Origin of the sequence: Brachybacterium equifaecis (genome assembly GCF_023509525.1) — a bacterium.
Taxonomy (GTDB): Bacteria; Actinomycetota; Actinomycetes; order Actinomycetales; family Dermabacteraceae; genus Brachybacterium; species Brachybacterium equifaecis.
Genome location: NZ_JAKNCJ010000001.1, coordinates 438349 through 450211, shown reverse-complemented (window position 1 = coordinate 450211; position 11863 = coordinate 438349). Strand labels below are relative to the sequence as shown.

At 69.9% G+C, this 11863-nt stretch carries 9 protein-coding genes and 2 tRNA genes; 3 read left to right on the top strand and 8 right to left on the bottom strand.

The genetic code is table 11. From position 1 onward, the window contains the following. Window positions 1-23: 23 nt before the first annotated feature. From Bequi_RS02050 to Bequi_RS02040, 3 genes are read right to left on the bottom strand one after another with little or no spacing between them, the layout of a single operon-like run. Window positions 24-1250 (bottom strand): aminotransferase-like domain-containing protein, encoded by a 1227-nt coding sequence (locus Bequi_RS02050; protein WP_249736338.1) that lies wholly within the window; start codon window positions 1248-1250, stop codon window positions 24-26. A 43-nt stretch (window positions 1251-1293) separates the two neighbouring features. After that, a complete protein-coding gene (locus Bequi_RS02045) occupies window positions 1294-1830 on the bottom strand; it encodes a methylated-DNA--[protein]-cysteine S-methyltransferase (protein ID WP_249736337.1) in 537 nt (178 codons plus the stop codon). Further along, window positions 1827-3347 (bottom strand): Ada metal-binding domain-containing protein, encoded by a 1521-nt coding sequence (locus Bequi_RS02040; RefSeq protein ID WP_249736336.1) that lies wholly within the window; start codon window positions 3345-3347, stop codon window positions 1827-1829. Before Bequi_RS02040 ends, Bequi_RS02045 begins: the two co-directional genes overlap by 4 nt. 86 nt (window positions 3348-3433) lie before the next feature. Here Bequi_RS02040 and Bequi_RS02035 point away from each other — a divergent pair, with 86 nt between their 5' ends. Further along, window positions 3434-4768, top strand: a complete 1335-nt coding sequence (locus Bequi_RS02035) for a hypothetical protein (RefSeq protein WP_249736335.1) — start codon at window positions 3434-3436, stop codon at window positions 4766-4768. Window positions 4769-4775: 7 nt separating this feature from the next. On the opposite strand, the gene Bequi_RS02030 is transcribed toward Bequi_RS02035, so the two are convergent. Next, a tRNA-Gly gene (locus Bequi_RS02030) sits at window positions 4776-4846 on the bottom strand. Between the two features lie 193 nt (window positions 4847-5039). Here Bequi_RS02030 and Bequi_RS02025 point away from each other — a divergent pair. Both Bequi_RS02025 and tig read left to right on the top strand, forming a co-directional pair. Then, window positions 5040-5113 (top strand) — tRNA-Pro (locus Bequi_RS02025). Between the two features lie 86 nt (window positions 5114-5199). Next, window positions 5200-6927: a trigger factor gene (tig, locus tag Bequi_RS02020; RefSeq protein WP_249736334.1), complete on the top strand. Its 1728-nt coding sequence runs from the start codon at window positions 5200-5202 to the stop codon at window positions 6925-6927. Window positions 6928-7267: 340 nt separating this feature from the next. On the opposite strand, the gene Bequi_RS02015 is transcribed toward tig, so the two are convergent. From Bequi_RS02015 to Bequi_RS02000, 4 genes are all read right to left on the bottom strand, one after another. Then, entirely contained in the window at window positions 7268-9439 is a 2172-nt protein-coding gene (locus Bequi_RS02015) for a hypothetical protein (protein ID WP_249736333.1), read from the bottom strand. After that, window positions 9436-10104: an ABC transporter ATP-binding protein gene (locus Bequi_RS02010; protein WP_249736332.1), complete on the bottom strand. Its 669-nt coding sequence runs from the start codon at window positions 10102-10104 to the stop codon at window positions 9436-9438. Before Bequi_RS02010 ends, Bequi_RS02015 begins: the two co-directional genes overlap by 4 nt. A gap of 24 nt (window positions 10105-10128) precedes the next feature. Beyond that, window positions 10129-10566, bottom strand: a complete 438-nt coding sequence (locus tag Bequi_RS02005; RefSeq protein WP_249736331.1) for a hypothetical protein — start codon at window positions 10564-10566, stop codon at window positions 10129-10131. A 160-nt stretch (window positions 10567-10726) separates the two neighbouring features. Beyond that, entirely contained in the window at window positions 10727-11560 is an 834-nt protein-coding gene (locus Bequi_RS02000; RefSeq protein ID WP_249736330.1) for a C40 family peptidase, read from the bottom strand. Window positions 11561-11863: the final 303 nt, after the last annotated feature.

Below are 11863 nucleotides of genomic sequence, written 5' to 3'. Positions count from 1 at the left end.
GGCGAGAGTGCGGTTCCGCGCCCTCAGCCGTGCTGCGCGATGACCTCGCCGAGGCGGCCCGCGGCCGCCCGGATCACCTCGGGGCTGTGGGTGACGAAGCTCAGGCGCATGGACGAGCGGTCGGGGTTCTCGGCGAAGAACGACCACCCCGGCAGGTACGCCACCCCCGCGGCGACCGCGTCGGCCAGCATCGCCTGGGCGTCGTACGCCTCGCCGAGCGATGCCCACAGGAACATCCCGCCCTCGGGATCGGTGATGTGCGCACCGGCCGGGAGGATCGGGGCGAGCGCGCCCGCGAGGGCATCGCGGCGCTCGCGGTAGATCCCGGTCACCGAGGCCACGTGCGCATCGAGATCCTTCGCCTCGAGGTAGCGGGCGACCGTGAGCTGATCGACCACGGAGGACTGCATGGAGATCGCGGCCTTCGCGACCGCGAGGGTCTGCAGGATCGGGCCCTCGGCGCGGATCCAGCCGATCCGCACGCCCGGGCTCATCAGCTTCGACATCGACTTCATCAGCAGGGTGCGCTCGCTCATCCCGGGCAGAGCCGCGATGGGGCGGTGGCGCGAGCCGTCGAAGCTCAGCTCCCCGTAGGGATCGTCCTCGATGAGCGGGACATCGTGGCGCAGCAGAACCTCGGCCACCTGCTCCCGGCGCTCCTGCGGCATGGTGCGACCGGTCGGGTTCTGGAAGGTGGGGATCAGGTAGACGAGCTTCGGGCGGTGCGTGCGGATCGCGCGGTCCAGGGCGTCCGGCAGCACGCCGTGCTCGTCGGTCTGGACCCCGACCATCCGCGCCCCGTGCACGGCGAACGCCTGCACCGCGGCGAGGTAGGTCGGAGACTCCACCAGCACCACGTCGCCCGTCTCCAGGAGCGCCTCGGCGGCCACGAACAGCCCCTCCTGGGAGCCCGACGTGATGCGGATCTGCTCGGCCGACGTCGGCAGATCGCGGGAGAGGCGCCGCGCGGCCTGCTCGCGCAGCTCGAGCTCGCCCTCGCTCTGCCCGTACTGCAGCGCGCGAGAGCCGTGGAGGCGCAGCACATGGTCGTAGCACTCGGCGATGTCGGCCAGCGCGAACAGCGAGGGATCGGGGATGCCGCCCGCGAAGGAGACGACGTCAGGCCGCGCCGCGAGCGCGAAGATGTCCTTCAGGGGGGAGCTCTCCATGCCGGCGTAGCGGGCGGCGACGGGGAAGGCGAACGGGGCGTGCGGCCGTGCGGGTGCGGAGGAGCTCAGGGGGGAGGGCATGCACCCATGGTGGCATGGGGCGTGCCGCTGCACGGGAGGCGGCTCAGCCCTCCGCGCCGGCCTCGGGCGGGATCGCCCCCTCGACCTCCAGCAGGGCGCGCTTCGTCTCGACCCCGCCCGCGTACCCCGTCAGCGCGCCGGCGGAGCCGAGCACGCGATGGCAGGGGACGAGGACCGAGATGGGGTTCGTGCCGACGGCCCGGCCGACAGCCTGCGCAGCCCTCGGGGAGCCGATCTGCCGGGCGATCTGCCCGTACGTGGTGGTCGACCCGCAGGGGATCGCCCGCAGCACGGCCCAGACCTGCTGCTGGAACGGTGTGCCCTGAGGTCGCAGCGGAAGGGTGAAGTCGGTGCGCGAGCCGTCGAGATGCTCGAGGATCTGGGCCGCAGCGGCGTCGAGCAGAGGATCAGGGCCCTCGATACGCGTGCCCAGCCGCTCCGCGGACGGCATATAGGACTGGTCCTCGCGCCACACGCCGATGATGGCATCGCCCTCCGGGCCGTCCTCGGCGGCCAGGTAGTACGTGCCGAGGCGGGTCGGCAGGATGCGGTGGCGCGGGCCGGTCAGAGGAACGTTCATCGAGGTGCCTTTCGAGGGGTGGGGCGAGCGGCGGGGAGAGCCGCGGCGTGGTGCCACAGGTGCAGGGCCGCGTAGCTGCGCCAGGGGGAGGCGGGGGCGAGTGCGGTGGCGAGATCGGCGAGGGACTGCGCGAGACCGATATCGGCGGCCCCTCGCAGCAGGGCGACGTCGCGCTCCGGGGCGACGTCGACCGCGCGGGCGGCCCGCAGCATCGCGTACTGCGCGGTCCAGGGGCCGACGCCGGGCAGGGCGAGGAGCGCCTGCTCCAGCTCGGCGGCCCCCAGGGCGGCGGGATCGATCCCGCTGCGCAGCGCCGCGACGAGTGCGCGGCGCCGGGAGGCGGGGCCGCGGAACCAGTCGTCTGCACGATCGGCGAGGGCGGCCGAGGGGGCGAGGAGATGGGTGATCCCGTCGGCCGCGAGCGGCTGCGGAAGCGGCTCGCCGAGCAGTTCCTGCGCCTCGATCAGCAGGTCCCGGGCGCGCCGGGTGCTGATCTGCTGGCCGACGATCGCCCGCAGCAGCGCCTCCTCCATGGTCGGCAGCCCGGGGATCCGCACCCCAGGGCGGTGCGCGACGAGGGGAGCGAGGGCGGGCAGGGCGCGCGACAGTGCGCCATCGATGCCGACGGGATCGGCGTCGAGATCCAGCATCCGCCGGGCCAGGGCCACCGCCGCGGAGTAGTCCCGCAGATCCGCGAGGCGCGCGGTGAGCGGGAGATGGGCGGATCCTCCGGAACCGGCTGTGCGGGGGAGAAGCTCCACTTCGAGCACTGCAGGGCCGTGCGGCAGCCGCACTGCGCGCCGCCAGCGCAGGCCTTCGACCGCCTCGGTGCCGGGGATTGCGCGCGCCGCGAACCAGCGGGCAAGCCCCGCGCCGTCGAAAGGGAGGCGCACCGCGAGGCGAGCGGTCAGCACGGCGCCGTCGGAGGCCGCAGTGCTGCTGCGCGCGGAGGTCGAGGCCGCGCGCAGGGCGCTGGGGGTCTGGCCGTAGACGCGGCGGAAGGTGTCGTGGAACTGCCGCTCGCTGCCGAATCCCGCCGCGTAGGCGATGCGGGCCAGGGGCAGATCGGTCGTGCGCAGGAGCTCGTGGGCGCGGCGCGATCGGCGCATCCGGGCGTGGGAGAGGGCGCTCGCCCCAGTCGCTGCGAGCAGGGCCCGGTGCAGGGTGCGCTCGGTGACGTGCAGGCGCGAGGCGAGCGCGCCGACGCCGGCCCCGTCATCCAGGGCGCCCGCCTCGATGAGGTCGAGGGCCCGGCGGGCCAGGGATTCCGTTGGGTCGGCATCCGGCGAGCCCGGGGGAGCAGAGGGGCTGCAGCGCTTGCACGCGCGGAAGCCGGCATCGAGGGCCGCTGCAGCGCTCGCGGCGAACTCCACGTTCGCCCGGCTCGGTGTGCGGGCGGGGCACGAGGGCCGGCAGAAGATCCCGGTGGTGCGCACGCACGTGAAGAAGATGCCGTCGAAGCGCGCATCGCGCGCGCTGATCGCCGCGTAGCGCTCCTCGTCGGTCATCGTGTCCATGGGCACCAGTGAACAGGGGCGGGGCGGCGGAGGCCAGCGGGATCCGGACACGGCAGTGGGGAGCGGGGCGCCTCTACCATCGAGGCATGGAGAGCTCTCGCCCGGATGCGGTCCCCGGTCCGGCTTCGTCACCCGTCGGGGGCGAGCCGACTCCGGAGGACGCCGAGTTCCTGGCGCTCGCCATCACGTTCGCTCGGGAGGCCCTGATCGCTCTCGGCGTGGATCACCCGGCGCTGGCCCGCCTCGAAGAGGTCCCAGCCGCGGCCCAGCGGATGGAGGAGCTGACGGCCCGCAGCTCCGCGTTGGAGAGCGCGGATCCCGCGGCGCCCCTGCCGGAGGATCTCCGCCAGGAGTTCATCGAGGTGGTGGATCATCTCGCCGTGATCGTCCTGCCCCTGGCCCGGCAGGGTCTGGACGCACTGGATGAGCGGGGCGTGCGACTGGAGCTCATCGGCTGCGACACCGCGGGGGCCCGTGGCCTGCTCGACCGCACCGAGGCGCTCTGGCAGCGGGGCGATTGGCGGGATCCGGACTCCGAGGAGTTCCGGGCCCTGGCCAGGGGAGAGCTGCTCGACCCCGCCCCGCTGGAGGTGCCCATGGCGAAGGCCACGCACCGGGAGGTGCAGGAAGTCGTCAGCGTGCTGCGGGCGATGCCTCGCCCCCTCGTGCGCCGGATCCTGAAGGTCACGAGCGCTCCCGCGCTGTATGCCGTGGTGCAGGCCCTCCTGCTCGGTCTGCGAAAGACGCAGACCGAGGACGAGCCAGCGGTGGCGGGGGCCCAGGCCCAGTCGGGCGTCGAGCCCGGCTCCCGCGTCGCGGCGGGACTGCCGGCGGCGCCTTCTTCCGCTGATCGGATTCCGCCCGCCGATCACCCCGTCCCAGGCCCCGCGACGAACCGAATCGGCCCGCATCTGTGGCAGTGGCTGGACCGGCGGCTGCAGCTGCTCGCTGTGCTGGCCACGGCGGGGCTGGCTGTCCTCGGATTCGGGATCGTGGACTGGGGCATGGGGTTCAGCATGCTGTCCGGCAGCTCCGTGGGGAGCTGGATCTACTCGAGAGTTCTCGGGGGGAGCATGTGGCCGTGGGCTCCGCTCCTGCTGGTGGCGGCGATGGTCGCACGAGCGGGGCGCGCATTCGTCGGCCCGATCCGTCAGAGCGAGCCGCGCACCCGCCGGCCCGGCTGGGAGCTGCCCGCTCTCGTCCTCATGGCGGGATACCTGGCACTGGACTGGTGGCTCCTGGCGCCGCTGCGGTACGGCATCGGCGGTCCCTCGGACAGCTGGGGAGTGCTGCGGCCGGTGCTCGGGATCCTGCTGGTGGTGCTGGACCTGATCCTGGTGCGAGCAGGTGCGGCACTCGGTGGGTCTCGGCCTGCATCCGAGACGCTGCAGGGAGGCGAAAGAGGCTTTGACCTGCGGTGATGTTCGGAGCGGGCGACGGGAATCGAACCCGCATCATCAGTTTGGAAGACTGAGGCTTTACCACTAAGCTACGCCCGCGTGACCAGCGGAGATGCTGGGATCCCCGCGATGAGGCGGGATCCCGGGGCCGCTCGGCCGTCCTCTATTAGACCAGATCCCTGCCCGCCCTCGCACCCGTCGGGCCCTGGAGGGCGGATGGATCCGATCACAGCGCTCAGGCGCCCTCCCGGCGCCTGGCAGGCGAACGGGTAGGATCAGGAGGGTTGCCCCGCGGGGTGTAGCTCAGCTTGGTAGAGCACCCGCTTTGGGAGCGGGATGTCGCAGGTTCGAATCCTGTCACCCCGACTCGCAGCAGGATCGCCGCCAGGCGCTCCCCGGCGTGCGGCACGACCAGACCACCAGTCCCACAACATGCTTAGGGAGACCTTCACGTGAAGACCGATGTCGAGAAGCTCAGCCCCACCCGGGTGAAGCTGACCGTCTCCGCCCCGTTCGCCGAGATCCAGCCGTACGTCGACGGGGCCTTCAAGTCCCTCGCCGAGCAGGTCCAGATCCCCGGCTTCCGCAAGGGCAAGGTTCCCGCCCGCATCCTGGAGCAGCGCGTCGGCCGCCCGGCGATCATGCAGGAGGCCGTCAACGAGGCCCTGCCCGAGCTCTACCAGAAGGCCGCTTCCGAGGCGGAGATCCGCCCCCTCGGCCGCCCCGAGGTCGAGGTCACCGAGGTCCCCGGTCTCGACGGCACCGATGAGGGCGACCTCGTCTTCACCGTCGAGCAGGATGTGCGCCCCGAGATCGCGCTGCCGACCTTCTCCGAGGTGACCGTCGAGATCGACGAGCCCGTCGTGGACGAGGACGCCGTGCAGGTGCGCCTGGACGCCCTGCGCGAGCGGTTCGGCACCCTCGTGGGCGTGGACCGCCCCGCGGCCGACGGCGACTTCGTCTCCCTGGACATGACCGCCACCATCGGCGAGGAGGAGATCGAGTCCGTCGAGGGCGTCTCCTACCGCATCGGCGAGGGCAACATGCTCGAGGGCATGGACGAGGCGCTCATCGGCCTGTCGGCCGGGGAGTCCACCACCTTCACCTCGCAGCTCGCCGGCGGCGACCGCGCGGGCGAGGAGGCCTCGATCTCCGTGACCGCGCAGTCCGTCAAGGTGCGCGAGCTGCCCGAGGCCGACGACGAGTTCGCCGAGATGGCCTCCGAGTTCGACACCATCGAGGAGCTGAAGGCCGACCTCGAGAAGCAGGCCGCGAAGGACGCCGAGGGCAACCGCGTGGCGCTCGCTCGCAACGCGCTGCTCGACCAGCTCGTCTCCGAGCTCGAAGTCCCCGTGCCCGCGCAGCTCGTCGAGGACGAGATCAACGGCCACCTCGAGGGCGAGGGGAAGCCCGCAGGCGACCCCCATGGCGAGGAGATCCGCGAGGACACCGAGCAGGCCATCAAGGCGCAGCTCATCCTCGATGCGATCAATGAGTCCCGCACGGTGGAGGTGAGCCAGGAGGACCTCATGTCCTACCTGTCGCAGCTCTCCGCGCAGTACGGCGTGGACCCCAACCAGTTCATCTCGATGCTCGCGCAGTCGGGCCAGCTCGAGCAGGTCTTCGGGGATGCGCAGCGCTCCAAGGCTCTCGACTCGGTGCTCGCCGAGGTCATCGTGAAGAACGCCGCGGGCGATGTGCTCGACCTGGGCCTGGAGAAGTCCGAGCCGGCCGAGGGCGAGGCTGCCGACGCGAAGAAGGCTCCCGCGAAGAAGGCTCCTGCGAAGAAGGCGCCGGCCAAGAAGGCTCCCGCGAAGAAGGCTGAGGCCGCCGCCGAGACCGAGGGCGGCGAGGCAGCGGAGGCCGCCGAGGAGAAGGCTCCGGCCAAGAAGGCGCCCGCGAAGCGCGCTCCTGCCAAGAAGGCTGCCGCCGAGACCGAGGGCGCCGAGGCGTCCGAGGAGAAGGCTCCCGCGAAGAAGGCTCCGGCCAAGCGCGCTCCCGCGAAGAAGGCCGCTGCTGCAGCCGAGGGCGAGGAGGCCGCCGAGGCTCCCGCGAAGAAGGCCCCCGCCAAGCGCGCACCCGCCAAGACCGCCGCCGCGAAGAAGGCGGAGGCTGCCGAGGGCGAGACCGCCGAGGCACCCGCGAAGAAGGCTCCCGCGAAGGCTGCCGACTCCGAGTGAGCTGATGACCGCAGGCGCCGCTGAGGTACCCGCGTCGTGAGCTGAAGAGGCCGCCGTCCCCCCTGAGGGGGACGGCGGCCTCGTCGGCGATCCGGAGAGCGCTGGGCGTGAGAGCCCTCCCATGGAAGGCCCCGCGCTCTCCTCACTGCAGGGGGCTCTCACGTGCACTGGTGCACGTGACCGCCCCCTGGGCCGACCATTCGTCGGGCACTCTGCGCAGAGGCTCGAAGATCCCTAGGGACAGCAGAAGGGCGGCGCCGTGAGGTGCCGCCCTTCTCGGATCGTCTATCAGCGCTGTCGGCTGATCACCGCCTGATCAGCGGAAGGTTTCGAAGGTAGGTCATTGCCGAACGGCGGCAGTCGTTGCCCTGCGAGCAGGGATGCTGACGAGCACAGCACTGACTGGCAAGGCGAGCGAAACCGCTGCTACGGCAAGCAGCTTCACCGTGTCACCCCGAGCGAACTGCAGGACTTCGCCTGCATAGGCGATGACCAGAGAGCAGACGAATGCTGTCGCGGCGGAAACAAGCAGCGGGATCAGGAGAACCATCCAGGAGAGCCTATCTGCTGTGCGCCACGAGAGGCCGAGTCGCTGATAGAGCAGGTCGCGGTCGGCGTCCTCGACATTCCGATCCCCGATCTCCCGGGCGATGGCCATCCCGAGGATCAGGAATGCCGCCAGCGCCCCTGCGATGAGCCACTGGACGAGCGGGAGCGGCGCCGTGGTGGAATGCGCGGGGAGAGCGATGTTCAGAGCCGGGAGGAACCCAAGAGTTCGCTGCACGTCCTCGACTGCCAAGGGCGCCTTGGAATAGATCATCACGTCTTCTCCCAGGCCACCGCTCGGAAGCAGCCGAGCGGAAGAATCCGGAATTCGCATTCCGGTGTTCTGTTCTGCGAAGTCTGAGAGCGCAGTCGACCTCCCAGGGGTACAGAGAACCGACGCATCTCCGCCGAAGAACGCCGTGAAGCTGTTGCAATCGTCAATGTCCAAAAGGCGGGGGAGGGGTCCCTTGGAATCGTCTTGGCTGAGCACAGGGACGATGAGCACGTCGCGGTGCACGTCTGCGAACGCTCGCCGGGCAGCGGAGAGCCCCGAGTCGGGATCGCCGCGCCAGCCGACCGCGAGAACCTGAGTCTCGCTCGGCGCAGATCCCTCTGCCTGGGTCGCTGCCGCAGATGCCCAGAGTGAGATCGCAACGCTCACCACGATGATAAGCATCCCCATGATCGAGGCGATGCGTGAAAGATGCACGGAATCATGTCGGAGTCTGCGTGCGGCAGCCCAGAGCACAGGACTCTTCGTACCGCTCATCGATCTGGCAACCCCTGCAGTGATGGCCGGGACGGCCAGGGGGAGTGCGATGAGCATGCCGATCGTACCGGAGAAGAGAACAGTGCTTCCGTATGAGGACGACACCCACGGAGTCGCAGCCGTCATCACGCAGACGACCGAGAGGACCAGGGCTGCAACCGCGATTCGATGACCGGCTCGGGCTCGCCCCCCATTTCGGCGGAGACGAATTCGGCCGAGCGCGCCGCAGACGGCAGCGCAACCGGTAACGGCCGCAACAGGAAGAGAGTACGCCCACCACGGAAGGACCAGGTCGCCGGGGAGAAGTCGGACAGAGGTGGCGGGGATGACTGTGAGCCAGCGACTGGAGACCGCGTAGACAAGGGCGCCGATGAGGGAACCGACTATGCCGAGGAGCGCTGTCTCAAGGGCCATGGCCGCGCGCGCCCGGAAGGAAGAGGCGCCCAGCAGGTGCAGGAATCGCAGGCGCTCATCGCGCACGAGCGATCGTGCTCGAGAGCTGGAGATCAGCAGAGCGATGCTCGGTGCAATCAGGTACATGAGCACGCCCGGAATCATCATGCTGCTGGAAATGACCTCGGGATCGTAGGAGTACCCGCCGTAGACGGCGTTCGGATCGGATTCCGTGAAGGTCGCGATGTAGGTGATCGCGCCTCCTTCGCCGAGGGTTGCACCCGGGGCCGGTCGCACGAAGATGAGGGGCTCAGACGCAGCCGCGAGCCCCTCGTAGCCGATCGCCCCGCCGCTGCCTGATCCTGCGTCAGAACTGAGCCAGCCGAGATCCTCCGCCGTATAGCCGGCCGATACGAGTGCGGGCGAGAGCACCGCTTCGCCCGGATCCGGCAAAGTGGTGAGTCCTCTCGGAACGGCGGCCGGATCGTCCTCGTGCCCGAGCATGGGTTCGATCCACACTGTGGGTACCTGACGGCCCATCGCCAGGGTGCCGCGTTCTACCACTGCGGCCACAGCGCCGTCGGGTGAGAGTCCGGGGACCCCCTCGGCCTGGGCTGTGGTGGGGACGCCGAGCAGCGATCCAGCCCTCACAGGACTGGTGACGGAGAGGAGCCCGAGAGCACATGAGAGAAGAATGAGGAAGGCCGCTAGAGCGGCCGAGCCGATGAGGCAGAACTGCCGCCAGCGCTGGCGGCGGTCGGCGGAGAAGGCGACCGCGGCGCTGAACCGGACGATCGCGCTCATTCTGCATCGCGTTCGCGTGCGAGGTGATGAGTGCGTGCGCACAGAGCTGCGACCGCAGGGTCGTGCGTCGCGAGCAGCACAGCTGCTGAGCGCCGTTCGGCTTCACGCAGGAGGAGCTCGGTCACGCGCCGCGCATTGTCGGCATCGAGAGAGGCGGTCGGCTCATCCGCGATCAGCAAGGCGATACCCGGCCGCACCAGGGCACGCGCCACCGCAATGCGCTGGGCCTCGCCGCCGGAGAGCGTGCGAACGTCGGCATTGGCCCGATGTTCCAGTCCCACCCCGCTTAGCGCTTCATGGGCACACTTAAGTGCACTTGCGCGCTTCGTCCCATCGAAGAGTAGGGGAAATGCGACGTTCTCGATGGCGGAGAACTCCTCCAGGAGGTTCGGGCTCTGCAGAATCAGCCCCATCCGACGACGCCGCAGCTCAGAGCGGGCGCGGGGGGAGGCAGAGCCCTGGTCCTGACCGAGGACGACGACGGTGCCTGAAGTGGGTCGTTCGAGTCCTTGGATGCAGGCGAGAAGAGTCGACTTCCCCGAGCCGCTCGGGCCCATGATGGCGAGAGAAGAGCCTGCAAAAACGCTCAGTGACGTTCGGGGAAGCGCGAGCACGTCCCCGAACGTCACCGTTGCGTCCGTGCATGCGACGCTGTGGTCAGTCACGTAAGGGTTCTCCGATCCCGGCTGTCAGCTGGGGTACTTCCAGTCGCCATACGCATCTGGGCGACCGCTGAGGATCTCGATCGCCCGGTGGGCTCGAAGAGGCCCACTCAGGGAGTCGTACTTGTTGGTGTTGATGCCGTCGTAGTTGTAGAGATGCCTTGATTCTCCGCCGCTCAGCATCAAATACTCGGCCCTGACGCCGTGTCCGTCGTTCTCTCCATCGTGGATCTGGATCTTGTACGATGAGATGTAGTCGTAGGAGTAATCGCCACCCTGGTAGCTGTACAGGCCCCGGTCCGCATTCGCGGCAAGAGGTGCAAAGACGAACCCGGCAATGACCGCGGCTCCGCTGAGCCGCCGAAGTGCTGTTTTGATGATGCCCCGATCATTCAGGTATCGGGGGGCGTTCGCCCCCAGCAGTGCCTCGATGCGCTGCTGGCTTGAGCGTAGCATCCTGGCCACGACTTCGGGTGACCGTCCGTCATATTCAGTTTCATTGTTCCGAGGGGCAATGAGCTGCGGACCATACTCCTGGCTCCGCCAGGACACATGAGAAGGGCGGCACCGTGAGGTGCCGCCCTTCTGGGTGTCGATCAGCGCTGTCGGCTGATCACCGCGATGCTCAGCGGAAGGTGACAAAGGTGGGGTTGCCCCAGATCGCGCGCTCGCTCACGCCGCTCTTCGAGGGGGCGGAGTCCAGGACCTTGCCGTTGCCGGCGTAGATGCCGATGTGGCCGGGCCAGGCGACGATGTCGCCGGGCTGAGCCTGGGACTGGGAGATGGTCTTGCCGGCGGCCGCGATCTGACCCGAGGTGCGGGGCAGCGAGATGCCGTTCTGGGAGTAGGCCCAGACCACGAGACCGGAGCAGTCGAAGCCGACCGAGGGGTTGCTGGAGCCCCACACGTAGCGCTTGCCGATCTGCGTGCGGCCCGAGTCAAGGATCGACGAGCTCGAGGACGAGCTGCTCGAGGAGGTATCGGAAGCGCTCGACTGCGAGACGGGAGCGGCATCGCCGTTCAGCGCGGCCCGAGTGGCGGGGCCGACGCGGCCGTCGACCGCGAGGCCGTTGGCGGCCTGGAAGTCGCGCACCGCGGCGTGGGTGCGGGCGCCGAACTTGCCGTCGACCGTGAGGCTCGCGCCGTTCTCGTTGAGCGCGCTCTGCAGGTCGGCGACGCGGCTGCTGCTGACACCGCGGTACAGGGTGGAGCCGCTGCTGAGCGTGACGGCCGCGGGGGCGGCCTGCGCCACGGGAGCGGCGGGAGCTGCGGCGGCGACGCTGACCGCGGGGGCGGCGGCCGGTGCGGGAGCGGCGGTGGCGCTCTGCATCCCGAAGGCCGAGCCGACCAGGACGGTGCCCAGCACTGCCGCGCCGCCGGCGCTGCGCACAGCGATGGTGGAGGCGGTGAAGGGGGTGACCGTGCGGACTGCTGCGCGGTGGGTGTTGTTCTTGGCCATGAGTGCGGCGTTCCTTCCATGTCATCCAGTGGGGGAGCTGGACGATTCCGTGTGGTGGCTCTCAGACCGGTGAAGCAGGGATGCTCTCGGCCTCGGCTCCTCCAACGTAGGGGCGCGCGTGCGCTGTGGCGAGTGGCTTGATCGAGCCCGGCCTGCACCTTTGCGATCCCTTGACGCGATCGGGCCGATGCATGACCCGCCGGTGATCCGGCTTTGCGGGAGAGGGGTGCGGGCGCTCCTCCTGTGCACGGCAGGTCACATCCGGGCCGCAGATCCCGGGGCCCCGGGACATGTGCGCCCGCG